This window comes from Streptomyces sp. NPDC005866, from assembly GCF_040629895.1.
In the GTDB taxonomy this organism is placed as follows: Bacteria; Actinomycetota; Actinomycetes; order Streptomycetales; family Streptomycetaceae; genus Streptomyces.
In genome coordinates this window covers 23,652-48,440 of sequence record NZ_JBEXWP010000038.1, presented here as the reverse complement: position 1 = coordinate 48,440, position 24,789 = coordinate 23,652, and the positions used below count along the sequence as shown (strand labels likewise).

Below are 24,789 nucleotides of genomic sequence, written 5' to 3'. Positions count from 1 at the left end.
CGAACGAGTGCCATGACACCCGAGGGTGAGAATCCCAGGGCGTTCTCGCGGCCGTCCGCAACGGAATCTGATGCGCGGTTCGTTGTGCCGGCTGCCGTCGCCGGTGGACTCCTCGAATACGCTCCGGCGGCGGCCACCTGGAATTCCCGCACTCTCACCGCACACGGCGGAGATCGCAAATGTCTCGAAGAATTCGGGTGGCGGAAGGCATGGCGAGCGACGGTGACATGTACGGCCTCGCCCTGAGGATGCCGGACGGGGGCGGAGCCCGGCGCGGACGCGGTTGGGAGCGTGCCTGTCCGGGGTCCCGGCGTTCACGTTCGACGGGGTGCGGAGCGGACGGGAGCCGACGTCGCCGCGGGCGGTCGCGGTGCCGCTCGACCAAGGCCGAGTGCCGTCCCGCCGGGCCCTGCGGGACTTATTTTCCAGGACCAGTGTGCTCTGGATTCCACTGCGCTTCTTCTCCGCCGATCTTCTTCAGGTCGCCGGATGAGGTCTGAAAAGGTTTTCCGAGATCGACATCCCGGGCTGGCTCGCGGCGAACCATCGGATCACCTCCCAACTTCTCCTGGCCCGCAGAGAAGTACCCGTCACCGACCCCGGTACGGATCTCTCCATCCGCCTCCCGGGACAACTCCAGCACCATCGGAAACCACTTCGAACTCACTTCGAAGTCGACACTCCGCCGACGGACCTGGCCGACCGTGTCGACACCCACCTCACGGTTTCCGGAACATTGCTGACCGATTCCGTACTCGTTGCCGAACACCGTGAAGACCGTGAAGAATGGGTCCGCGCCGCTCAATTCACGGCCGCCGCCCAAATAGCGGAAGAAAGTCCTGTCCGCTCCAGGTGAGGATCCAGGACAACCGGTTCGGCGACGGGTTCGGCGCCTTCGTCGACGGCATCCACGCGACGAGCGGTCCGGAGTGCCGGAGCGGGGCCACCGAGGTCGCCACCGGCACCGGCATGCTGTCCGCCGACCGGGCGGGTCGGAGCCTGAACTGCCTGCTCAACGAGGGTGCCGCGGGCGTCCGCCCAGGGTGGGTGACGGCCCGACCGGTATGCGCTTCGACCTCATCTCGCAGGAAGCCCGGCTTGACCCGCTCTGGCATATTTTCCGACACGCCGACGATCCGCCGTGTGGGTTCCCGGTACCTCCGTCCGGACCCGGACGGAGGTACCCAGGTGATCCATGTCACGGCGTTCACCGCCACCTATGGGGACGAGGCGGCCCGCATCCTCCTGGAGGCGCTGCGCCAACCCGTACCGAACGGGAGTCTCCGGCCCGCCCGCGACGTCACCGCCGGCGCGCCCTGGAGGTGCGCCGCCATCCGAACGGTCCGGGCAGGTCCATCGACGTCGTCCGGCGTCCCGTGCTGCTGTGCGTCTGCCGGGGCCCGTTCTTGCCCCCGGTGGTGATGGACCAGGAGTGGCGATTGATGTTGAGGCGCACTCCGGGCAGGATCCGGAAGCTCTTCCGGAAGGTGAGCGGCATGACGGTGACTCCTTTCGCTTCCCTCGTCGGCTACCCCCGCTCCGCCAACTGATGGGCGCGAAACTCGCATTGACTCGCTGGCGCCCGTCCGGGGCGCGGTGATCCGCGCCCACGCGCCCGCTCGGGATGTGGTGATCCGTCCCCGGGAGCCGAGTCCGGACGCGCCACGGTGACAGGGGAGAGCGGGTCCGGGCATGACCTTCCCGCGCCTGTGTACTAGAGTTATCTCGACATCGAGATATCTGCCTAGGCGCACCGTAGCCGCCCCCTCTAGTAAGGTATGCCTAACTTAGTCTGACCTTACTGGATCGGCCAAGTCGGCGTGGCGGCACGATTGACGGTGGTACGCGCACATCAATGAAGGAGACTGTCGTGTCGGCGAACAGCTTCGACGCCCGCAGCACGCTGCAGGTGGGCGACGAGTCGTACGAGATCTTCCGGCTGGACAAGGTGGAAGGCTCGGCTCGCCTTCCGTACAGCCTGAAGGTGCTGCTGGAGAACCTGCTCCGCACTGAGGACGGCGCGAACATCACCGCCGACCACATCCGTGCCCTCGGCACCTGGGACTCGCAGGCCCAGCCCAGCCAGGAGATCCAGTTCACGCCGGCCCGCGTGATCATGCAGGACTTCACCGGCGTCCCCTGCGTCGTGGACCTCGCCACCATGCGTGAGGCCGTCAAGGAGCTCGGCGGTGACCCGGCGAAGATCAACCCGCTGGCCCCGGCCGAGCTGGTCATCGACCACTCCGTCATCGCCGACAAGTTCGGCACGAACGACGCCTTCAAGCAGAACGTCGAGCTGGAGTACGGCCGCAACAGGGAGCGCTACCAGTTCCTGCGCTGGGGCCAGACCGCGTTCGACGAGTTCAAGGTCGTCCCGCCGGGCACCGGCATCGTCCACCAGGTGAACATCGAGCACCTGGCCCGGACCGTCATGGTCCGGGGCGGCCAGGCCTACCCCGACACCCTGGTCGGCACCGACTCGCACACCACCATGGTCAACGGCCTCGGCGTCCTCGGCTGGGGCGTCGGCGGCATCGAGGCCGAGGCCGCGATGCTCGGCCAGCCGGTCTCGATGCTCATCCCGCGCGTCGTCGGCTTCAAGCTGACCGGCGAGCTGAAGCCCGGCACCACCGCCACCGACCTGGTGCTCACCATCACCGAGATGCTGCGCAAGCACGGCGTGGTCGGCAAGTTCGTCGAGTTCTACGGCGAGGGCGTGGCCGCCACCTCCCTCGCCAACCGCGCCACCATCGGCAACATGTCGCCGGAGTTCGGCTCCACCGCCGCGATCTTCCCGATCGACGACGAGACCCTCAGCTACCTGCGCCTCACCGGCCGCAGCGACCAGCAGGTCGCGCTCGTCGAGGCGTACGCCAAGGAGCAGGGCCTCTGGCTGGACCCGAAGGCCGAGCCCGACTTCTCCGAGAAGCTGGAGCTGGACCTCTCCACGGTCGTCCCCTCCATCGCCGGCCCGAAGCGCCCGCAGGACCGTATCGTCCTCGCCAACGCCGCCGAGCAGTTCAAGCAGGACGTCCGCAACTACGTGGACGTCGTGGACGAGGCGGGCGTCGAGTCCTTCCCGGCCTCGGACGCCCCGGCGCTGCACCCGAACGGCTCGCCGTCCAACCCGGTGCGCGTCACCGCCCCCGACGGCACGTCGTACGAGCTGGACCACGGCGCGGTGACCGTCGCGGCCATCACCTCCTGCACCAACACCTCCAACCCGTACGTCATGGTCGCCGCCGCCCTGGTGGCCAAGAAGGCGGTCGAGAGGGGCCTGACCCGCAAGCCCTGGGTCAAGACCACCCTCGCCCCGGGTTCCAAGGTCGTGACTGACTACTTCGAGAAGGCGGGCCTGACCCCATACCTCGACAAGGTCGGCTTCAACCTGGTCGGTTACGGCTGCACCACCTGCATCGGCAACTCCGGCCCGCTGCCGGAGGAGGTCTCCAAGGCCGTCAACGACCACGACCTCGCCGTCACCGCGGTCCTCTCCGGCAACCGGAACTTCGAGGGCCGTATCAACCCCGACGTCAAGATGAACTACCTGGCCTCCCCGCCGCTGGTCGTCGCCTACGCCCTCGCGGGTTCCATGAACGTGGACATCACCCGCGAGGCGCTCGGGACCGACACCGACGGCAACCCGGTCTTCCTGAAGGACATCTGGCCCACCGAGGCCGAGGTCAACGACGTGGTCGCGAACGCGATCGGCGAGGACATGTTCAACAAGTCCTACGCCGACGTCTTCGCCGGCGACGCCCAGTGGCAGTCGCTGCCGATCCCGACCGGCAACACCTTCGAGTGGGACGCCGAGTCGACCTACGTCCGCAAGCCCCCGTACTTCGAGGGCATGCAGATGGAGCCGTCCCCGGTCTCCGACATCGCCGGCGCCCGCGTCCTCGCCAAGCTGGGCGACTCGGTCACCACCGACCACATCTCCCCGGCCGGCGCCATCAAGGCCGACACCCCGGCCGGCAAGTACCTCATCGAGCACGGTGTGGAGCGTCGTGACTTCAACTCCTACGGCTCCCGCCGAGGCAACCACGAGGTCATGATCCGCGGTACGTTCGCCAACATCCGCCTGCGCAACCAGATCGCGCCGGGCACCGAGGGCGGCTACACCCGCGACTTCACGAAGGACGACGCTCCCGTCTCCTTCATCTACGACGCCTCCCGCAACTACATCGAGCAGGGCATCCCGCTGGTCGTCCTGGCCGGCAAGGAGTACGGCTCCGGCTCGTCCCGCGACTGGGCCGCCAAGGGCACCGCGCTGCTCGGCGTCAAGGCCGTCATCGCCGAGTCGTACGAGCGCATCCACCGCTCGAACCTCATCGGCATGGGCGTGCTCCCGCTGCAGTTCCCGGCGGGTCAGGACGCCGAGTCCCTCGGTCTGACCGGCGAGGAGACCTTCTCCTTCACCGGCGTCGAGGAGCTCAACAACGGCACCACCCCGCGCACCGTCAAGGTCACCACCGACACGGGCGTCGAGTTCGACGCGGTCGTCCGGATCGACACCCCCGGTGAGGCCGACTACTACCGCAACGGCGGCATCATGCAGTACGTGCTGCGCAGCCTGCTCCGCAAGTAGGTCCCACGGGGCTCTTGAGGGCCGCGTCCCCGGTCAGCGGGGGCGCGGCCCTTCGCCGTACCTGTGCGCGATCTCTGCGGGACATCGCCGAGGCTCAGCCGGAACACAGCATTCCCGCAGCGGACCGGCACAGACTCGATACATGTCTGCCACCGCAGGGTCCCGAACCGGCCGAGTCCGCGTCCTGATCGACGAGGAGCCCGGTCTCACCGAGCTGCTCTCCGCCGCCGTCGCGGACGCGAACCGCGCACCCCGCTCGCCTCGATCGCCGGATACGCCGAGCTGATGAACCGAGGCACGGACCGCATCGAGCCGGGTCTGGGCTGGCGCCGGGTCAACGCCGAGTCGGCCCGGATGCGCAGCCTGGTCGAGGACCTGCTGCTGCTCGCCCGCCTCGACGAGGGACGGCCGCTGCAGTCCGGCGAGGTCGACCTGGCCGCGGAGGCGGTGGGGGACGCGCGGGCGGCGGCCGCCGCTCATGTCTGGCGGCTCGAACTCAACCTGAGCGGCCGGGCGTCGGTCCTGGGCGACGAGGCCAGGCCGCACCAGGTGGTGGCCAACCTGCTGGCCAACGCGCGGGTGCACACGCCCGCGGGTACGACGGTGACCGCCACGGTCGAGGGCACCGCCGCCACCTGCGTGATCCGCGCCCATGACGACGGACCGGGCATCCCGCCCGAACTCCTCCCCGCCGTCTTCGAGCGTTCACCCGCGCCGACTCCTCCCGCACCCGCGCCGGTGTCCTGCGAGGCGGCTCGGGGCTGGGCCTGGCCATCGTCGCGGCGGTCACCACGGCCCACGACGGCCACATCAAGGTGGAAAGCATGCCGGGCCACACGGAGTTCACCCTCGGACTCCCGGTCAGCGAATGCCCGCCCGCCGGCACGGTATTGCGCGCCCGCCCGGCGTCGGTCCAGGGAGAGTGGCGCCGGGCGGGGCGGTGTCGCCGAGGGCTACGGAGTGGTCGTGAACGTGTCGAAGTCGGCCTCGCCGGTGGTACCCGATGCGTGCGAGGTCTGGGTGAGGCCGACGTCCTGGGTGGCCGCGGCGGTCGGGACCGTGGCCGTGCCGACCAGGTTCCAGGTGGAGCCGTCGGTGGAGTAGTAGCCGCTGTACGCGGTGCCGTGGCGGACCAGCTTCAGCCACGAGGGATAGGCGGCGGTGCCGGTGGAGGCCTGGGAGTCCAGCCGTCCGTCACCGTCGCTGTCCCAGTCGAGGAGGTAGCCGTTGCCGGGGGTCACGACCAGGGCCAGATAACCCGGGGAGGTGTCCGGCTTGGTGATGTCGTTGCGGACCATGATTCCGGCCTTCGCCCAGACGTCCGTGTCCGACTGGGAGTCGATCTTCACGGTGGTCGTGGAACCGTCGTGCTCGGCCCCCGGCAGATAGACCGTCCCGTACTCGTTGGTCCCGTTGTACAGGTCGGCGCCCTGGGCACGGATACCGAGCCGGGAACCGGACTCGCTGAAGCTCGCCGTGGTGGAGGCGAACGTGCGGTACGGGGCCGTCACCGGATGGTTGACGGTGATCGTGTCACCGGCCTTCAGTCCCGTGGCACCGGCGGACCGGTAGCGGTAGGTCGCCGACCCGCGGAACGCGCTGGAGGCGAAGAGGTCGGCCGAGGGCGGCATCGAAACGCTGAAGGTGGCCTTCAGCGCGCTGCCGCCATGGATCGTCCGGGCGCGGGTCGCGTCACGTGTGGTGATCTTCGTGCCGGAAGGCCCGGTGAGGGCAAGACCGGCGTCGGTGACCGGCCGGGAGCCGTTGTCGGACAGGACCGCGGTCACCGTACGCCTGGTGCTGTCGCTCGGCGCCGGCGCCCAGTGCAGTGCCAGCGAGACATCGGGGGCCGCGCCCCGCACCACGTGGTGGGTGCCGTGGACCCGGTACAGCACCACGCCGTGCGGCGGCACGTCGGCGGCGATCCGGCCCGCGGACTCGGTCGTCCGGTGGCTCCACAGATCCTGCAGGGAGTAGTCACGTGCCGCCGGCAGCCCCAGCGCGGCAGCGGTCGTGGCGACCTCACGGGGAGCCGCGTCGGTGTTGAACAGGCCGACGACCACGTCCCCGTCGGGCTCGGTCTTGGCGAAGACCTGGGAGTCGCCGTCCCCGGAGATCCGCCGGGCGTCGATGCCGTCCTGGTCGACCGCGAGGACGTCGGTGTTCTTCAGCAGGGCCAGGTCGGCCGGGTCGAGGTGGGTCAGATCGGTGCCGAGCATGAGCGGGGAGGCGGCCAGCGACCACAGACTCATCTGGGTCCTGCGCTCGTCCGGGGTCAGGCCGTTGTGGTCACCGTTGCCGATCTCCAGGGAGTCGTAGTCGTTGTAGCCGCCGGGACGACCGTACGGCGCCCACGCGGCGACCTGGTCGAACCGGGAGGCGACGGAGGCCCAGGTGGTCAACGGGTAGCTGCTGCCGTCCGGCCCGCAGTAGCACTCGATGTCGCCGCCGGTGCGCCAGCCGTTGGACAGCTTGGCCCAGGTGGCCGCGTTGTGGATGTCGAGGTTGTTGGACAGTTCCAGGTGGATGGGCCGCCCGGTGCGGTGCAGGGCGTCCGACCAGGCCTGGACGTCCTGTTCGTCGGGGGTGCCGACGCCGTCGATCTTGAGATAGTCGATGCCCCAGCCGGCGAACTGGCCGGCCCAGGAGTCGATGAACGCCTGTGCGCCGGGCTTGGTGTAGTCGATGCCCACCATGCCGCCGCAGTTGTAGTTGTTCTCCGTCGTCGTGGTGGCGATGTCCTGGGCGTGGTACGGGGTTCTCTGGATCGCGGTGTTCTGCGAGACCGCCTGCCGGGAGATGCCCGGAGTGACGTAAAGCCCGAACTTCAGCCCGAGGGAGTGGACATAATCGGCCACGACCTGGATACCGTTCTCAGCACCGCGCGGCGGGAACTTCGCGGGGTCGGTGACCCAGCGGCCGTACTGGTCGACGTCCGGGCCTTGGCTGCCCGGGCACTGGTACCAGAAGTCGTCGACGTTGGCGTACACGTACCCGTTCTTCGCGAGGCCGCTCGTCTTGAGCGCCCTGGCCTGCGCCTCGATGGTCTGTGCGGTCGGATTGCGGCGGACGAAGCTCCAACTGCTCCACCCGAGTGCGGGTTTGAGCCCGACACCGTTGTCATCGGCTTGCGCCGGATGGCCGCCGGTCGCGGTGATCCCCATCGTCAGCAGCAGTGCCCCGGTGAAGGCGGCCAGCATCGCGCGTATCTGTCTTCTCAAGAGTTCTTCCTCCATCGCAGCGCCCTGACAGCACGACGGTCGGCATCGGAGGGTCGAGATTCGGCCGGGACGGCTGCTCACACGACCCACCTGACTGACTCAGAAAGCGTCAAGAATCAACTTTGTGGACGCGACAAGTGAACATGACCGAACGCCAGTCACCACCAGCGTGTTTGGCCAAAAAAGAGTCAAGTCTGTGGGCTCACTGTGGCAACGCCAGGCAACGGGGCCCTCTCCCGCTTCGGCTCACCGAAGCCCGTTGAGGTGGGCGCCGCGAACCCGGCGAAGGCCAGGGCGACCGCGACGGCGACCACGACCAACAGCTGGCCCGGCGGCTACCAGTCCGAGGTCACCGTCACCACCAGCGGTGACGTCCCGACTCGGCTGGATGGTGGACTAGACGCTCCCCGGGGGCCAGTCGGTGGCCGGTCTGTAGAACGGCAACGCCACCTACAGCGGAGGGGACGTGATGGTCCACAACGACTGGAACGGCTCGCTCAGTCCCGGGCGGAGCACGGCCTTCGGCCACGTCGTCCAGGGCGACGGCGGGGACAGCACAACCGCCCTGCCCTGTCAGGTCGGTTGACTCCGCTGACCGGCTCCGGGCGGACCCGGTGTCGGTACACACCGGGTCCGCGAGCCGGGCAGGCGAGGGGGGGCGGGGTGCCTGCCCGGGGGGAAGTGGCTCGAACTGCCTCTTGCACGCCTTGCTGTTCGGCTTGTGTCGACGCTGTGACGAGCGACAACGTTGTCTCATGGTCTGTACATGACTCTACCGCCTCAACCGACAACGATGTCAACCCACTTCGGGTACCCCGACCGGGTGAACCAGGGCGGTGCCCTTCGGGGTGCACGCGGTCTTCCGTGCTACGGGTGGCGCACGTTACTGTCCCTGCGGCTTGTGCGACCTGTGGTGCGCGACCCGTCCGAAGGAGGGGCCGCGTCATGCGTTTCCGTCCCATCTCCCTGCTGCTGGCCGCGGTACTCGCGACCGGCGGCGCCACCCCCGCCCTCGCGGCGACCGCGAGCGGGCCACCCGAACTGGTCAAGGACCCCACGGCGTACGTCGATCCGCTGATCGGCACCAAGAACGGCGGCAACACCTTCCCGGGCGCCGTCATGCCGTTCGGCATGCTCTCCTGGAGCCCGGAGAACACCAGAGGCGACGCGACCAGAACGGCGGCGCCCGGCGGCTACCAGTACGACGCCACCCGCATCCGCGGCTTCAGCCTCACTCATATGTCCGGCACCGGCTGCGCGGGCGGCAGCGGCGACATCCCGTTCTTCCCGTACACCGGTGAGGTCACCTCGTCGCCCGCGAGCGACACCAAGGACGCCGTCTACGCCTCCGACTTCAGCCACGCCGACGAGACCGCCGAGCCCGGCCGCTACAAGGTCGGTCTCGCCTCCGGTGTCACCGCCGACCTCACCGCGACCACCCGCACCGGCTCGGCCCGCTTCACCTACCCGGCGGACAGGCCTGCCTCGTTGCTGGTCCGGACCGCCAACTCCGAGGTCGGCTCGGCCGATTCGACGGTCACCATCGACCCGGCCACCCGTACCGTGTCCGGCTCGGTCACCTCCGGCGACTTCTGCGGTTACCTGGACCCGGAGGGCCAACGCGCCTACTACACCCTGTACTTCACCGCCCACTTCGACCGCTCCTTCACCGCCACCGGCACCTGGCAGGACGACAGGCTCAGCCCGGGGTCCACGACGGCCTCCGGCGGCACCGGCGGCTTCGCGCACGGCGGACGGCCGGTCGCGGGCAAGGGGGCGGGCGGATACGTCCAGTTCGCGCCCGGCACCGGCCCGGTGAACGTCAAGGTCGGTATCTCGTACGTCAGTCAGGCCGCCGCCGAGGCGAATCTGAAGACCGAGAACCCGCCGCGGCGCTCCTTCGACGCCGTCCGTGACGCGGCCCACCGCGCCTGGCGCGACCGCCTCGGCGCCGTGCGCGTCGGGGCCGGCACGGAGGCCGACCGCACCACCTTCTACACCGCCCTCTACCACTCGCTCTTCCACCCGAACGTCATCAGCGACGCCGACGGCCGCTACCGGGGCAGCGACGACCGGGTGCACCGCGTCGGGCGCGGCCACCGGGCGCAGTACGGCACCTTCTCCGGCTGGGACATCTACCGCGGCCAGGTCCAGCTGCTGACCCTGCTGGACCCCGGGACCGGCTCGGACATCGCCCAGTCGCTCTACGAACTCGCCCGGCAGAACGGCGGGATCTGGGACCGCTGGCTGCACGGCGCGAGCGGCACCCATGTCATGAACGGCGACCCCTCGCCCACCGCCCTCGCCGGCATCCGCGCCTTCGGCGGCACGGGCTTCGACCTGAAGGGTGCCCTGGACTCACTGGTGAAGGCGGCCACGGTACCGACCCCACAGGACCTGTCACCGGCGGGCAAGCCGGTGCTGTCGGTCGGCCAACGCCCCTCACTGGACAAGTACTTGGACAAGCACTACATGCCCTCCGTCTCCAACGCCTGGGGCGGCGCGGCCGAGACGCTTGAGATGTCCACGGCCGACTTCTCCCTCTCCCAACTCGCCTCGGCGGCGGGGCAGAAGAGCACCGCGGCCACCTTCGCCGACCGTGCCCAGTGGTGGCAGAACAACTTCAACATCGCCGCCCACCCGAGCGGCGGCTACATCGCCAACCGCAAGGCGGACGGCAGCTGGGTCACCGGCTTCACCCCGGCCACCGGCAACGGGTTCGTGGAGGGCACGGCCGCCCAGTACACCTGGATGGTCCAGCACAACCCGGCCGGGCTCTTTGCGGCGATGGGCGGCACGGACCAGGCCCTCGCCCGTCTCGACGCCTTCTTCCACAACGGTGACGGCAGCTGGGCCTTCAGCGGCAGCGGCGGAGACAAGTCCGAACTGGACAACGAGCCGTCGATCAACGTGCCCTACCTGTACGACTACGCGGGCGCCCCGTACAAGGCGCAGGAGACGGTCCGCGCCGCGATGACGGCACTGTGGTCGACCGCTCCGGGCGGTATCCCCGGCAACGACGACCTCGGTGCGATGTCGTCCTGGTACGTCTTCTCGGCGCTCGGCATGTACCCGCAGGTTCCCTCCCGCGCCGAACTGGTCCTCGCCTCGCCCCTGTTCGAGCGCGTGGAGATCGACCGCCCGCACGGCAACGACATCTCGATCCGTGCCCAGGGCGCGGCCGCGGACGCCCCGTACATCCAGTCCCTGAAGGTGGACGGCCGTACCAGTGACCGCCCTTGGCTCGACAGCTCCTTCGTCCGCGACGGCGGCCGCCTCGACTACACCCTCTCCACCACCCCGAACCGCGCCTGGGGGACCTCCTCCACACCGCCGTCCTTCCGCCAGGGCGAGCAGCCGTACCAGATCGGCGTCGGACCGACCACCGCGACGCTCGCCCCCGGTGACAGCACCCAGGTCGGCATCCGTGCCCTGTCCCTCACGGGCGGCAGTGGCCCGGAGGTCCGCTTCCGGGTGGAGACCCCGGACGGCGTCAAGGCCACCCCGGCCGAGGGCACGGTGACCGACGGCTCTCAGCAGATCACCCTCTCCACCAACCCCGACACCCCCCAGGGCTACTACGACGTACAGGTGACGGTGACCTCCACCGGCACCTCCTACTCCCAGCCGGTCGCCCTGACCGTCGCCGCCCCGGGCACCCTCCTCGCCGCCTACGACAACACCGGTGTCTCGGACGACTCCGGAGACCACGACGAGGCCGACTTCGACGGCGGCGGCTGGAGCTACTCCCGCCAGGCCCTCGCGGCGGCCGGCCTCACCGCGGGCACCCAGGGGACGGTCGACGGCCTGACCTACACCTGGCCGAACGCCCCCGCGGGCCGCCCCGACAACGCCACGGCCGCCGCCCAGTCCATCGAACTCCCCGCCCCGGCGACCCGGTTGTCCCTCGTCGGCAGCGCCACCAACGGCAACCAGTCCGGCCGGGCCACCGTCACCTACACCGACGGCACCACCGACACGATCGAGCTCTCCCTCACCGACTGGACCGTCGGCGGCGGAGGCGGCACCGTCCAGTACGGGAACGTGACCGTGGCGAAGACCGCGTACCGCAATGTCGCGGGTGCCGACAAGGACCCCGTGGCGACCTACGTCTTCGCGACCAAGCCGTTCGAGGCGCCGGCGGGCAAGAGCATCAAGAGCGTCCGGCTCCCCGAGAACACCGACCTGCACGTGTTCACCCTCGCCACCGGCTGAAACAGGGAAACGAAAGGGGGCGGACCCGACCGGGCCCGCCCCCCTTCCATGCCGCTGTCTCAGGCCAGCAACTCCACCTCCGCCAGCGTCGGTGCGCCGTCCAGGACCAGCCGGTAGTGCGTGTACGTCCCGGGCGTGCGGACCGTGAACGCCCGTGTCTGCAGGTCCCAGGCGAAGGATTCGCCCGAACGCCGGTCCACGGTGCGCCAGTCGGTGCCGTCCGTCGAGGCCTGGAGGGTCCAGCCCGTCGGAGCCCTGGTGTGGTCCGCCGGTGAGGTGAGCGTGTACTGCACCCCCTTGGCCGACCGGGTCACCGGCAGGTCCACCGACGTCACCGCCTGCTCCGTCGCCGACGTGTTGTCGAACAGGGAGCCGTCACCCTTAAGGACGTCCGCGCGCGGGGTCGGAACCTCGTCGCCCTTGGCGATCGCGACCGGCCCGGCGTCCTTGCCCGTGCCCCACGCCGACGGCTTCGGGCCCATCGAGAAGTCGATGATCCCGCCCTTGGAGATCAGCGAGTGGGGGAGCGAAGTCGACGTCCAGATACGGCCGTTGACCCGCACGCCCTGCACGAAGACGTTCGTCGCGCTGTTCCGCGGCGCCCGGACCACCAGGTCCCGGCCGTTCTCCAGGTGGACCGTGGCCTTCTTGAACAGGGGGGAGCCGATCGAGTAGTCGCCGCTGCCCATCACCAGCGGGTAGAAGCCGAGGGCCGAGAAGAGGTACCAGGCCGACTGCTCGCCGTTGTCCTCGTCGCCGTGGTAGCCCTGGCCGATCTCGCTGCCGACGTAGAGCCGGGAGAGCGCCTCGCGGACGGAGGCCTGCGTCTTCCAGGGCTCGCCCGCCGCGTCGTACATGTAGAGGACATGGTGGGCGACCTGGTTGGAGTGGCCGTACATGCCCATCCGGACGTCCCGGGCCTCGGTCATCTCGTGGATCACCCCGCCGTACGAGCCGACGAAGTCGGTGGAGGCCGTCTCGGGTGTCGCGAAGTACTCGTCCAGCTTGTCCCCGAGCCCGGCCCGGCCGCCGTACAGGTTGGCGAGGCCCCGGCTGTCCTGCGGTGCCGTGAAGGCGTAGCCCCAGCCGTTGGTCTCGGTGTAGTCGTAACCCCATACCCGCGGGTCGTACGAGGACGAGTTCACCCGCCAGTTGCCCTGGGCGTCCTTGCCCTGGAAGAAGCCGGCCTTGGAGTCGAAGAGGTTCACATAGTCCTGGGCGCGGTTGAGGAAGTAGTCCGACTCCTCCTTGTAGTGCTTCTCGCCGGTCTTCCTGTACAGGGCGAGGCCCATCTCGGCGATGCCGTAGTCATTGACGTACCCCTCCATCGCCCACGACAGGCCCTCGCGGGTGTCGTCGCTGGTGTAGCCGAGGAAGGGGGAGGTCGACATGCCCTTGCGGCCCACGCCGGAGGAGGGCGGGACGACCGTCGCGTTCTTCAGCGCCGCGTCGTACGCCGCCTTCGCGTCGAAGTTCACGCCCTTGACGTACGCGTCGGCGAACGCCACGTCCGAGGAGGTGCCGGTCATCAGGTCGGCGTAGCCGGGGGAGGACCAGCGCGAGGTCCAGCCGCCGTCCTTGTACTGCTGCACGAACCCGTCGACCATCTCGCCCGCCTGACTGGGTGTCAGCAGTGAGTACGCCGGCCAGGTCGTGCGATAGGTGTCCCAGAAGCCGTTGTTGACGTACACCTTTCCGTCCACGATCTTCGCGCCGGTGTGCGTCGGGGTGTCCTGGCTCGTCATCGGCGAGAAGGGCGAGGCGTACTTGTACGTCGAACCGACTTTCTCGAACCCGGAGTTGGGGTACAGGTACAGCCGGTACATGCTGGAGTAGAGGGTGGTCAGCTGGTCCGCCGTGGCGCCCTCCACCTCCACCTTGCCGAGCAGCTTGTCCCAGACCTTCTGGGCATGTGCCTTCACCGTGGCGAAGGAGGTGCCTTCCGGGATCTCCTGGCCCAGGTTGTCCTTCGCCTGGTCGACGCTGATCAGGGAGGTGGCCAGGCGCAGGGTGACGGTGTGGTCGGCGCCCGTGTCGAAGCGCAGATAGCCCTTGACCCCGCTGGAGTCGCCGCCCGTCACCGGCTTGTCGAAGACGCCGTAGACGAAGAGGCGGGTGGCGCCGGTCGACAGGCCGGACTTGACGTCGGAGTAGCCGGTGACGATCCCGTGCTCCTTGTCGAGGGTCAGGCCCGCCTGCTCGGTCACATTGTCGAAGATCACGCTCGCGTCGTCGCCCGGGTAGGTGAAGCGCAGCGCGGCCGCGTGATCGGTCGGTGTTATCTCTGCCTTCAGCCCGTTCTCGAAGCGGACCCCGTAGTAGTACGGCCGCGCGGTCTCGTTCTCGTGCCGGAAGGCCAGCCCGCGCGCCGCGCGGCCGGTGTCCGGGGTGCCGGCGGCGATGGACGGCATCAGCTGGAAGGTCTGCCGGTCGCCCATCCAGGGGCTGGGCTCATGGCTGGCGCTGAACGCCTGGACTGTCGGCAGATTGTCGTCGTTGTTCGCGCGTGCGTATTCGTACAGCCAGCTCAGCGAGGACGCGTTGGTCACCGGCGTCCAGAAGTTGAAGCCGTGCGGCAGGGCCGTCGCGGGGAAGTTGTTGCCGCGCGAGAAGCTGCCGCTGGAGTTGGTTCCCCGGGTGGTCAGCGCATAGTCGGACAGATGCGCCTTGGGCTTCTCGGGGGCTGCCCTCTTGATGTTCAGGTCATCGATCCAGCCCCGGAACTTGGCCGGGCCCGCGGGGGAGTCGTAGCCCACCAGGATCCGGTCGACGGTCCTGCCGGCCGCTACCGAACCGATCACCGACGAGACGTCGTTCCACTGGTTGATGTACAGCGCCTTCGACGCGCCCTGACCGCGCGGTGACAGCGCGAACCCGTGCTGGTCCACCGCTCCGAGGCCGCTGAGATACGTGCCGTCGGTGAAGGCCAGGTCCACGGAGACGTTGGTGGCGTCGTAGTCGAGGTCGCCGTCTGCCATCGAGGGGAAGATCCGGTACGACAACTGCGTGTCGCGGCCGACCTTGACGTTCACGTCGAAGACCTTGTTGTACGAGTACGCCTGCCCGGCCGCCGTGTGCCGGCCCGCGTAACGCAGCGCGTGGGTCCCGGTGAAGCCGGCCCGCGCCTTCGCGGTCGGTGAGCCGCTCGGGCCCTTGTCGACCAGCGAGAGCATGTCCTGGGGCACCGGACCGCCGCTGCCGCCTGTGGAGAACTGGACGTCGGCGATCTGCAGGACGTCCGAGGCGCCGTTGTTCTTCGTGACGTCGAGCCGGAAGTGCTGGTACTCGGCGGCTGCGGACAGGTCGTACGACCTGGTCTGGAACCGTTCGGTGAAGCTCTCGTCCGTGCGGGTGTCGACGGTCTTCCAGTCCTTGCCGTCCGTCGAGCCCTGGAGAGTCCAGTCCTTGGGGTCGCGCTCGGCGTAGTCGTTGGCCGAGGTGAGGGCGTACGTCACCAGCTTGATGGGCTTGTCGAAGTCGAACTCCACCCAGCCGGTGGGCTCGAAGGTGAGCCACTTGGTGCCCGGCTCGCCGTCGACGAGGTTCTCCTTGACCTCGCCCGCCCCGGTGTTCTCGCCGCCGGCCCGCATGTCGGTCACATGATCGGTGACATTGCCGGGGATGCCGGTGCTGTAGCCGCCGTCGACGCCGGAGGCGCGCGGGGCGCCACCGGGGTCCGTGTCGACCGTGTTGGTCCAGTCCGGTGACGGTTCGCCAGACTCGAACGAGGAGGCGAACTGCGTCGGCGCGGCCGGCGCCTTGGCCGGCAGGGCGACCGCGGCTCCCTGGGAGCCAAGGGTCATGACTACGGCGGCCGTGATCACGACCGCCGTACCAGATCTGTGTCCTGTTCTTCGCTGCGTTCTCCGCTGCATCACAACGGGTACCCTCCCTGCCACATGAGACAACGTTGTCAGCTGCGTGGCGCAGGAACCAGTAGGTGGTCAAGTGGCCCGTGATGTCAAGGGTGTTGGATGCGGCATTCAGGGGTCTGGGTCGAGTGTTTTTCCGGCAGGGCGTACCGCGGTCGCTCATATTTCCGACAGGTCTCGACTAGGAAAAGACCCTTGGCCAACTTTGCATTCGATCTTGCCCCGTCGGCGGGAAGTGGACTATACCTGTCGGCGTTTCCTGCGTGACTTCCTGCACCACCCAGCACTACCCGACCGCGGTGCCGGGAGGATCCGGTTCACCGCCTGAGTCCTGGAGAAGGCGAGGACTTGAGCATGGGATCCACTTCCGCAGACAACCATGGTTCCGAGGGCGTCGGCCGCCGTGATCTGATCAAGCGGTCTGCCGCACTCGGCCTGATTTCGGTCCCCACCGTCGGATTTCTCTCCGCCTGCGCCAGCAGCGGCGGCGACAGCCAGAGCAAGGCCAAGACAGGCAAGAAGACGGCCAAGAACCCGCTCGGTGCCAACGAGACCGCCCAGATGGAATTCGTCCTCTTCGACGGCGGTTTCGGCAAGGAGTACGCCGAGGACGCGGTGAAGGTCTACGAGAAGGACTTCCCGAAGGCCAAGGTCAAGTTCTCCGCCACCCAGAAGATCCAGTCCACCCTGCAGCCCCGCTTCAACCAGGGCACCCCGCCGGACCTCATCGACAACTCCGGTGCCGAGCAGATGGACATGGGCGTGCTCGTCGGCAAGAACCAGTTGGCCGATCTCACTCCGCTCCTCGACGCGCCGTCGTACGACGACCCGAACAAGAAGGTCCGCGACACACTGCGCCCCGGCATCGTCGAGATGGGCCAGTTCGACGGCAACCCGGTCTGGATCATGTACTACGCCTACACGGTGTACGGCGTCTGGTACTCGCAGAAGGCCCTGGACTCGCTCGGCGCGGAGTACCCGCAGACCTGGGACCAGATGATCGCCGTCTGCGAGAAGGCCAAGAAGAAGGGCATGGCCGGCTGGACGTACGCGGGCAAGTACCCGTACTACGTCCCCTTCTCGCTGTATCCGATGATCGGCAAGGTCGGCGGCGTCGAAGTCCTGAACGCGATCGACAACCTGGAGCCGAACGCCTGGAAGCACCCGGCCGTCAAGGCGTGTTTCGAGGCCTACTACGAGCTCTACAGGAAGGGCTACATCCTCAAGGGCACCCCCGGCCTGGACCACATCCAGTCGCAGACCGCCTGGGCCCAGGGCAAGGCCCTCTTCATCCCGAACGGCTCCTGGGTGGAGAACGAGTCGGCGAACGTCATCCCCTCCGACTTCAACCTCGCCGTCTCCGCGCCCACCGGCATCGACAAGAGTGACAAGATGCCGTTCGGCACCATCTGGGCCTCCGGCGGCGAGCCGTTCGTCGTCCCCGCCAAGGCCCAGAACGCCGAGGGCGGCATGGAGCAGCTGCGCATCATGCTCAGCGAGGCGTCCTCCAAGAACTTCACGTCGAAGGTGAAGTCGCTGACCGCGTACAACGGCGGCACCGACGGCATCACCCTCACCCCGGGCCTCACCTCCGGTGTCGCCGCCCTGAAGCTGGCCGGGTCGAACGTGGTCAACCCGCGGCTCCAGGACTGGTATGTGCAGCTCCAGAAGGAGAAGATCGGGGTGGCCGGCCTCGGCGAGATGATGGCCGGCCGACTGACCCCGGCGGAGGCCATCAAGAAGATCCAGGGCTTTGCCGACGAGGCCGCCAAGGACAGCTCGATCAAGCACTACAAGCACCAGTAACGACACACCTCACGGCACCGGAGTGGCGATGCAGCACGGCAAGTACCGGTTCATTGTGGGGTTTCTGACGTTGCCCCTGGGACTGTACGCGCTCTTCGTGGTCTGGCCGTTCATCCAGTCCATCTACTACTCGTTCACGGACTGGACCGGCCTGAGCCCCGAATTCAAGATGGTCGGCCTGGACAATTACAAGAGGATGCTCCATGACGACATCTTCTGGAAGTCCTTGCAGCACAGCTTGATGTTCGCGGTCGTGCTGCCGCTGGTGACGATCAGCCTGGCGCTGTTCTTCGCCTTCATGATCAATGTTGGCGGTTCCAGAAGGAAGGGCGGCCCGGTCGTCTCCGGTGTCCGGGGCTCTTCCTTCTACAAGATCGTCTATTTCTTCCCGCAGGTACTGTCGATCGCGATCGTCTCGCTGCTGTTCGCCTTCGCGTACAACCCGGACAGCGGCGCGATCAATTCACTGCTGCGCGGAATTGGTCTGGACAATATCCAGCCGCTGTGGCTGGGCGATCCGAACCTGGGCCTGTGGTGCGTGATGGCCGTACTGGTCTGGTCCACGGTCGGCTTCTTCGTGGTCCTCTTCTCGGCGGGCATGGCGTCCATCCCCACGGATCTCTACGAGGCCGCCCTGCTCGACGGCGCCGGCCGCGCGACGACCTTCTTCCGCCTCACCCTGCCGCTGCTGTGGGACACCGTGCAGTCCGGCTGGGTCTATATGGGCATTCTCGCGCTGGGCGCCGAGTCGTTCGCGGTCGTACAGATCATGACGACCGGACCGGGCGGGCCCGACTACTCGACGACCGTGATGGTCCTGTACGTGTACCAGAAGGCGTTCCGGGACGGTCAGGCCGCCTACGCCACCACCATCGGCGTCGCCCTGCTGATCGTCACGCTCGCCTTCGCGGCGATCGTGATGCGGCTGGGCCGTCGCGAGCGGCTGGAGTACTGAAGCGATGACGACGACCGAGACCGACACCACCGTCACCAAGGCCGAGACCGCCCCCGTGCCGAAGCCGCCCCGGCGCAAGCGCGAGGGCGGGATCCTCAACGTCTTCTCCCACGGCGTGCTGATCCTCTGGGCGGTCATGGTGGTCATGCCGCTGCTGTGGGCGGTGATGACGTCCTTCAAGGACGACAGGTCCATCTTCAGCTCGCCCTGGGCGCTGCCGGACACGCTGCACTTCGACAACTGGTCGCGGGCGTGGACCGACGCCAACATGAGCGGCTACTTCCTGAACACCGTCCTGGTGGTGGGCGGTTCGCTCATCGGCACCTTGGTGCTGGGCTCGATGGCGGCCTACGTCCTGGCCCGCTTCCACTTCCCGGGCAACCGCTTCATCTACTTCCTCTTCATCGGCGGCATGAGCTTCCCGATCATGCTCGCACTGGTCCCGCTGTTCTACGTCGTGAACAACATGGGCCTGCTGAACACGATCCACGGCCTGATCCTGGTCTACATCGCGTACTCGCTGCCGTTCACGGTCTTCTTCCTCACGGCGTTCTTCCGCACCCTGCCCACATCGGTGGCCGAAGCCGCCTTCGTCGACGGCGCCTCCCACACCCGCACGTTCTTCCAGATCATGTTGCCGATGGCCAAGCCCGGCCTGATCAGCGTGGGGATCTTCAACTTCCTGGGCCAGTGGAACCAGTACATGCTCCCGACGGTCCTCAACACGGACCCCGACAAGCACGTCCTCACCCAGGGCCTGGTCCAGCTGGCGGTGAGCCAGGGCTACAAGGGTGACTGGTCGGGTCTGTTCGCCGGCCTGGTGATGGCGATGCTCCCGGTTCTGGCGGCCTACATCATCTTCCAGCGCCAGGTGGTGGCGGGCTTGACGGCCGGCGCCTTGAAGTAGGCGCCGCGTTTGCCAAACCAAAGGGGCGCGGCGAACCGCGCGCTCCACTCCCACCGGCCCGCACCTGCGTCTCGACCCGCTGACCCACCCCTCCCGCACCCTCTCCGACCTGCTCATCAGTGGCCTAGACATGTCCAACGCGTGTCCGTCGGGAAACCACCGAACCGCCAATGATTTCTGTCAAGGACTTGACGGCGGTAACCCGTTCAGCAGAGCTTGGAGTTCATAACTTGTAAGTGACCCGGTCCCAGTGATGTGACTTGGGTCACGTTGGCGGCATCGTGGCCGCCTCCGATGGCGGGAGTGGATGGGTCGATGGAGACTCCGGGGTCGCAGTCGTCGCTGCACCGAGCCAACCTGGAACGTGTCGTACGGGCCGTACGACTGGCCGGATCGCTCACGCAGGCGGAGATCGCGCGCACGACCGGCCTGTCGGCGGCGACGGTCTCCAACATCGTGCGCGAGCTCAAGGACGGCGGAACCGTCGAGGTCACGCCCACCTCGGCGGGCGGCCGCAGGGCCCGCAGCGTGAGTCTCAGCGGTGACGCCGGCATCGTCATAGGGGTCGACTTCGGCCACACCCATCTGCGCGTCGCGATCGGGAACCTCGCCCATCAGGTGCTGGCCGAGGAGTCCGAGCCCCTGGACGTGGACTCGTCCTCCACTCAGGGCTTCGACCGCGCGGAGGAGCTGGTCAACCGCCTGATCGCGGCGACCGGCGTGGACCGCTCGAAGATCGCCGGCGTGGGCGTCGGCGTCCCCGGCCCGATCGACGTCGAGTCGGGCACTCTCGGCTCCAGCGCCATCCTGCCCGGCTGGATCGGGGCGAGACCCGCCGAGGAGCTCAGACTGCGCCTCGGCGTCCCCGTGCACGTGGACAACGACGCCAACCTCGGCGCCCTCGGCGAACTGGTCTGGGGCAGCGGCAAGGGCGTCCGCGATCTCGCCTACATCAAGGTCGCGAGCGGTGTCGGCGCCGGTCTGGTGATCAACGGGAAGATCTACCGAGGCCCCGGCGGCACAGCAGGCGAAATCGGGCACATCACACTTGATGAATCCGGCCCGGTCTGCCGCTGCGGCAACCGCGGCTGCCTGGAGACCTTCGCGGCGGCCCGCTATGTGCTGCCGCTGCTCCAGCCCAGCCACGGCACCGACCTGACCATGGAAGGCGTCGTGCGGTTGGCCCGGGACGGCGACCCGGGCTGCCGGCGGGTGATCTCCGACGTCGGCCGTCACGTCGGCAGCGGGGTGGCCAATCTCTGCAACCTGCTGAACCCGAGCCGGGTGGTCCTCGGCGGCGACCTCGCCGAGGCCGGAGAGCTGGTCCTGGCGCCGATCAGAGAGTCCGTGGGGCGCTATGCGATCCCCAGTGCCGCGCGCCAACTCTCCGTCCTTCCCGGGGCACTTGGCGGCCGTGCGGAGGTGCTCGGCGCGCTCGCTCTCGCGCTCAGCGAGATGGGCGATTCAACCCTTTTGGACGGCACGTTGCCTGCCGTTGCGCCTGTCTTCACTTAGAGAACGAATGGCGCCGTTGCCATCTCGTTAAGTATTTACTTCTTGACGTCGCTGTCACGGCCGAGTTGACTTCCAGCCACCTCGGCCGCAGCGTTGCGGCCCTGTCAGGGAGGCACCCCCAATGAACGCAACGATGCGTAGAGTCGTGATCGGCACCGCCGCGGTTTCCATGGCGCTGTCGCTCGCCGCCTGTGGCAAGGCCGGCGACAGCAAGAAGAGCGACTCCGGCAGCAGCAGCTCCTCGGGCGACAAGTCCATCGGCCTGCTGCTTCCCGACAGCGTCACCGCGCGGTACGAGAAGTTCGACAAGCCGTACTTCGACGCCAAGGTCAAGGCGCTGTGCTCCGAGTGCAAGCTCGAGTACGCGAACGCCGCGGGCGATGCCGCCAAGCAGGCGCAGCAAGTCAGCAGCATGGTGACCAAGGGGGTGAAGGTCATCGTGATCTCCTCCCAGGACTCCGCCGCGATCAAGTCCTCCATCCAGGCCGCGGTGGCCAAGGGCGTCAAGGTCGTCGCGTACGACCGTCTCGCCCAGGGCCCGGTCAGCGCCTTCGTGTCCTTCGACAACGTCAAGATCGGTCAGCTCCAGGGCGAGGCCCTGGTCTCCGCCCTCGGCTCCAAGGCGACCACCAAGTCCAAGGTCGTCATGATCAACGGTGACGACGCGGACCCGAACGCCGGTCAGTTCAAGGAGGGCGCGCACAAGGCCCTCGACGGCAAGGTCGACATCGCCTATGAGCAGTCCGGCCTGTGGAAGGACACCATCGCCGCGCAGAAGATGAAGGCGGCCATCACCCAGCTCGGTGCCAAGAACATCGCGGGTGTCTACGCCGCCAACGACGGCATGGCCGGTGGTATCGCCACCACCCTCAAGGGCGCCGGCATCACCGGCATCCCGCTGACCGGTCAGGACGCGGAGCTCGCGGGCATCCAGCGCATCCTCGCCGGCACCCAGTCCGCCACGATCTTCAAGAACTACAAGGCGGAGGGTGAGACCGCCGCGCAGATGGCCGTCGACCTGCTCGAGGGCAAGGACATCAAGTCCCTGGCCACCGCCACGCAGACCAGCGGCTCCGGCGACAAGGTGCCCTCGCAGCTGCTGACCCCGGTGTCGGTCACCAAGGCCAACATCAAGGACACGGTCATCAAGGAAGGCCTGTACACCGCTGGTGACATCTGCACCGCCGAGTTCGCCAAGGCCTGCAAGGCCGCGGGCCTGCAGTAGTCCAGACCGGTGACCTGGAGCCTTCCGGCTCCGGCCATCAGCGCCCGGGTGATCGCAGTACGACATCCGGGCCCCGGCCGCCCGACGCACCCGGCCCTTCCACAAGGCGCCCCGTCCGCCCGGCGGTCTCGCGAAACCCCTCCGACGCCCGCTCCGGCCTTCATACCCCGCTGCCGGAGCGGGCGTCGGACGGACCCGTTGCCAAGCGCAGCGGATTCGCGCATGTTCATCTTGTAAACCACGTGCGTACACCGACCAACCTGAGGTACCGCACGGCCCTCCGCGCCTGATCACCAAGCGCGGCATCCCCGCCGGTCAGGCGGCGAAGGAGATGGTTCACGTGTCCGCTACGCCCGTGCTGGCGTTGCGCGGAGTCTCCAAGCGATTCGGTGCGGTCCAGGCACTCACCGATGTCGATCTGGAGGTCCACGCCGGAGAAGTGGTCGCCCTGGTGGGCGACAACGGCGCAGGAAAGTCGACCCTGGTCAAGACGATCGCGGGTGTGCACCCCATCGATGAGGGTGTCATCGAGTGGGACGGCAATCCGGTCAGCATCAACAAGCCGCACGACGCCCAGGGCCTCGGCGTGGCGACGGTCTACCAGGACCTCGCCCTCTGCGACAACCTCGACGTGGTCGGCAACCTCTTCCTCGGTCGTGAGCTGCTGCACCGTGGCGTCCTCGACGAGGTGACGATGGAGAAGCAGTCCCGCGAACTGCTGAGCACGCTCTCCATCCGCATCCCGAGCGTGCGCATCCCGATCGCCAGCCTCTCCGGCGGTCAGCGTCAGGTCGTGGCCATCGCCCGCGCCCTGATCGGCGACCCCAAGGTCGTCATCCTCGACGAGCCCACCGCCGCGCTCGGTGTCGAGCAGACCGCGCAGGTCCTCGACCTGGTCGAGCGGCTTCGCGAGCGCAACCTCGCCGTCATCCTGATCAGCCACAACATGGCCGACGTGAAGGCGGTCGCGGACAGCGTCGCCGTGCTGCGCCTGGGCAGGAACAACGGCTTCTTCCCTGTGAAGAGCACCAGCCACGAAGAGATCATCGCCGCGATCACGGGTGCCACGGAGAACGCCGTGACCCGTCGTGCGGAGCGTCGCACCACGGAGGCGGCAAAGTGAGCGAGACGACCGACAAGACCGTCCAGGGCGACGAGTCGCCCAAGACCGAGAAGACCGCGGCCGCCGAGGCCGCCGCGGCCACCACGACGGTGGCCCCCGCCGACGACCCCACGGCCGCGCCGGTCACGGTCGTCGACCCGCGGCTGCTGGTGCGTGAGGAGGGCTTCAAGGGCTACCTCACGGAGTTCAAGCGCCGGGTGAAGGGCGGCGAGCTGGGCTCGCTGCCGGTGGTCATCGGCCTGATCATCATCTGGACCATCTTCCAGGCGAAGAACAGCCTGTTCCTCAGCGCGGACAACCTCTCCAACATCAGCTACTTCCTCTCGGCCACCGGCATGCTCGCCATCGGCCTGGTGTTCGTGCTGCTGCTGGGCGAGATCGACCTGTCCGTCGGCTCGGTGAGCGGCCTCGCCTCCACCGTGTTCGCCGTCTTCGTGGTCAACCACGGAATGAACGGCTGGCTGGCCCTGATCCTCACGATCATCACGGGCATCGGCGTCGGCGCGCTGCACGGCTGGTTCTTCGCGAAGATCGGCGTACCAGCGTTCGTGGTCACCCTGGCCGGCTTCCTCGGCTGGAACGGTCTGATGCTGTGGCTGCTGGGCGACAGCGGCACGATCAACATCCCGGCCGACAGCGGGCCGGTGCACATCCTCGGCCAGAGCTCCTTCTTCATGGACCAGGCCATCATCGGCGCCTACGTGCTGGCCGGCCTCGGTGTGGTGCTCTCGGCCCTGGGCCAGTTCAACGAGCAGCGCCGGCGCCGTGCGGCGGGCGTGCCGTTCCGCCCGACCAGCGAGATCCTGATGCGGGTCGTCCTGCTGGCCATCGCGTCCTTCGTGGCGGCGGCGGTGCTGAACAACGCGGCCGGTGTCTCCAACGCGCTGGTGATCTTCCTCGCGTCGCTGGTGATCGTCGACTTCGTGCTCCGTCGTACGACCTACGGCCGCAAGGTCTTCGCGGTCGGCGGCGGCATCGAGGCGGCCCGCCGTGCGGGTATCAGCGTGCCGATGGTCCGGATCACCGTGTTCGCGATCTCCGGTGGCTTCGCGGCGATCGGCGGTATGTTCTTCGCCGGTCAGACGGCCAGCGCGACGCTGAACGCGGGCGGCGGCAACACCCTGATGCTCGCCATCGCGGCGGCCGTCATCGGTGGTACGTCGCTGTTCGGCGGGCGGGGTTCGGTGTGGTCGGCGCTGCTGGGCATGCTGGTCATCCAGTCCATCCAGACCGGCCTGGACCTGCTGAACATGAACACGTCCATCCAGTACATGATCACGGGTGGTGTGCTGCTGGGTGCCGTCGTCATCGACTCCGTGTCCCGGCGGAGCCAGAAGGCGGCGGGGCGCGGCTAGCGCGCCG

14 protein-coding genes and 2 pseudogenes are annotated in these 24,789 nt (G+C 68.1%); 12 read left to right on the top strand and 4 right to left on the bottom strand.

Going from position 1 to position 24,789, the window contains the following annotated elements:
* Positions 1–418: 418 nt before the first annotated feature.
* Together ABZ396_RS37555 and ABZ396_RS37550 are read right to left on the bottom strand one after the other, a co-directional pair.
* Positions 419–769: a hypothetical protein gene (locus tag ABZ396_RS37555; protein WP_358924706.1), complete on the bottom strand. Its 351-nt coding sequence runs from the start codon at positions 767–769 to the stop codon at positions 419–421.
* 531 nt (positions 770–1,300) lie between these two features.
* Positions 1,301–1,498 carry a DUF4236 domain-containing protein gene (locus ABZ396_RS37550; RefSeq protein WP_358924705.1) on the bottom strand — a complete coding sequence of 66 codons (198 nt, stop codon included), beginning with the start codon at positions 1,496–1,498 and terminating at the stop codon, positions 1,301–1,303.
* A 372-nt stretch (positions 1,499–1,870) separates the two neighbouring features.
* Between ABZ396_RS37550 and acnA the strand changes: the two genes are divergently transcribed.
* The 3 genes and pseudogenes from acnA to ABZ396_RS37535 all read left to right on the top strand — a co-directional run.
* Positions 1,871–4,588, top strand: coding sequence for an aconitate hydratase AcnA (gene acnA / locus ABZ396_RS37545; protein ID WP_358924704.1), 2,718 nt, complete (start codon positions 1,871–1,873; stop codon positions 4,586–4,588).
* A gap of 142 nt (positions 4,589–4,730) precedes the next feature.
* Positions 4,731–4,874 (top strand): hypothetical protein, encoded by a 144-nt coding sequence (locus tag ABZ396_RS37540; RefSeq protein WP_358924703.1) that lies wholly within the window; start codon positions 4,731–4,733, stop codon positions 4,872–4,874.
* Positions 4,835–5,454 (top strand): annotated as a pseudogene (locus tag ABZ396_RS37535) (HAMP domain-containing sensor histidine kinase); the annotation flags it as partial. The gene ABZ396_RS37540 and the pseudogene ABZ396_RS37535, both read left to right, overlap by 40 nt.
* Positions 5,455–5,541: 87 nt before the next feature.
* Here the strand turns inward: ABZ396_RS37535 and ABZ396_RS37530 are convergent.
* A complete protein-coding gene (locus ABZ396_RS37530) occupies positions 5,542–7,809 on the bottom strand; it encodes an NEW3 domain-containing protein (protein ID WP_358924702.1) in 2,268 nt (755 codons plus the stop codon).
* Positions 7,810–8,106: 297 nt separating this feature from the next.
* Between ABZ396_RS37530 and ABZ396_RS37525 the strand changes: the two are divergent.
* Positions 8,107–8,395, top strand: a pseudogene (locus ABZ396_RS37525) (cellulose binding domain-containing protein); the annotation flags it as partial.
* Between the two features lie 359 nt (positions 8,396–8,754).
* On the top strand, positions 8,755–12,024 hold the full coding sequence (locus tag ABZ396_RS37520) for a GH92 family glycosyl hydrolase (RefSeq protein ID WP_358924700.1): 3,270 nt from the start codon (positions 8,755–8,757) through the stop codon (positions 12,022–12,024).
* A gap of 59 nt (positions 12,025–12,083) precedes the next feature.
* Here ABZ396_RS37520 and ABZ396_RS37515 read toward each other — a convergent pair whose 3' ends face one another.
* Positions 12,084–15,827 carry a GH92 family glycosyl hydrolase gene (locus tag ABZ396_RS37515; RefSeq protein WP_358924699.1) on the bottom strand — a complete coding sequence of 1,248 codons (3,744 nt, stop codon included), beginning with the start codon at positions 15,825–15,827 and terminating at the stop codon, positions 12,084–12,086.
* Positions 15,828–16,250: 423 nt separating this feature from the next.
* On the opposite strand from ABZ396_RS37515, the gene ngcE reads away from it, so the two are divergent.
* From ngcE to ABZ396_RS37480, 7 genes are all read left to right on the top strand, one after another.
* The gene (ngcE, locus tag ABZ396_RS37510) at positions 16,251–17,702 is read left to right on the top strand and encodes an N-acetylglucosamine/diacetylchitobiose ABC transporter substrate-binding protein (protein WP_358924698.1); all 1,452 of its coding nucleotides are present in this window, start codon (positions 16,251–16,253) and stop codon (positions 17,700–17,702) included.
* A 28-nt stretch (positions 17,703–17,730) separates the two neighbouring features.
* Positions 17,731–18,657 carry a sugar ABC transporter permease gene (locus ABZ396_RS37505; RefSeq protein WP_358924697.1) on the top strand — a complete coding sequence of 309 codons (927 nt, stop codon included), beginning with the start codon at positions 17,731–17,733 and terminating at the stop codon, positions 18,655–18,657.
* 4 nt (positions 18,658–18,661) lie between these two features.
* Positions 18,662–19,564: a carbohydrate ABC transporter permease gene (locus ABZ396_RS37500; RefSeq protein WP_358924696.1), complete on the top strand. Its 903-nt coding sequence runs from the start codon at positions 18,662–18,664 to the stop codon at positions 19,562–19,564.
* Positions 19,565–19,879: 315 nt separating this feature from the next.
* Positions 19,880–21,079, top strand: coding sequence for an ROK family transcriptional regulator (locus ABZ396_RS37495; protein WP_358924695.1), 1,200 nt, complete (start codon positions 19,880–19,882; stop codon positions 21,077–21,079).
* A gap of 133 nt (positions 21,080–21,212) precedes the next feature.
* Positions 21,213–22,304 carry a substrate-binding domain-containing protein gene (locus ABZ396_RS37490; protein ID WP_359186848.1) on the top strand — a complete coding sequence of 364 codons (1,092 nt, stop codon included), beginning with the start codon at positions 21,213–21,215 and terminating at the stop codon, positions 22,302–22,304.
* Positions 22,305–22,635: 331 nt separating this feature from the next.
* The gene (locus ABZ396_RS37485) at positions 22,636–23,427 is read left to right on the top strand and encodes an ATP-binding cassette domain-containing protein (RefSeq protein WP_358924693.1); all 792 of its coding nucleotides are present in this window, start codon (positions 22,636–22,638) and stop codon (positions 23,425–23,427) included.
* Between the two features lie 89 nt (positions 23,428–23,516).
* Positions 23,517–24,782: a sugar ABC transporter permease gene (locus ABZ396_RS37480; protein WP_358924712.1), complete on the top strand. Its 1,266-nt coding sequence runs from the start codon at positions 23,517–23,519 to the stop codon at positions 24,780–24,782.
* Positions 24,783–24,789 lie beyond the last annotated feature (7 nt).

Bases quoted from the DNA above. Each gene is read 5' to 3' on its own strand.
- ABZ396_RS37505 (WP_358924697.1), top strand. From the start codon at position 17,731: ATGCAGCACGGCAAGTACCGGTTCATTGTGGGGTTTCTGACGTTGCCC.
- ABZ396_RS37550 (WP_358924705.1), bottom strand. From the start codon at position 1,498: ATGCCGCTCACCTTCCGGAAGAGCTTCCGGATCCTGCCCGGAGTGCGC.
- ABZ396_RS37495 (WP_358924695.1), top strand. From the start codon at position 19,880: ATGGAGACTCCGGGGTCGCAGTCGTCGCTGCACCGAGCCAACCTGGAA.
- ABZ396_RS37515 (WP_358924699.1), bottom strand. From the start codon at position 15,827: ATGACCCTTGGCTCCCAGGGAGCCGCGGTCGCCCTGCCGGCCAAGGCG.
- ABZ396_RS37485 (WP_358924693.1), top strand. From the start codon at position 22,636: ATGGTTCACGTGTCCGCTACGCCCGTGCTGGCGTTGCGCGGAGTCTCC.
- ABZ396_RS37500 (WP_358924696.1), top strand. From the start codon at position 18,662: ATGACGACGACCGAGACCGACACCACCGTCACCAAGGCCGAGACCGCC.
- ABZ396_RS37540 (WP_358924703.1), top strand. From the start codon at position 4,731: ATGTCTGCCACCGCAGGGTCCCGAACCGGCCGAGTCCGCGTCCTGATC.
- ngcE (WP_358924698.1), top strand. From the start codon at position 16,251: ATGGGATCCACTTCCGCAGACAACCATGGTTCCGAGGGCGTCGGCCGC.
- ABZ396_RS37520 (WP_358924700.1), top strand. From the start codon at position 8,755: ATGCGTTTCCGTCCCATCTCCCTGCTGCTGGCCGCGGTACTCGCGACC.
- ABZ396_RS37490 (WP_359186848.1), top strand. From the start codon at position 21,213: ATGCGTAGAGTCGTGATCGGCACCGCCGCGGTTTCCATGGCGCTGTCG.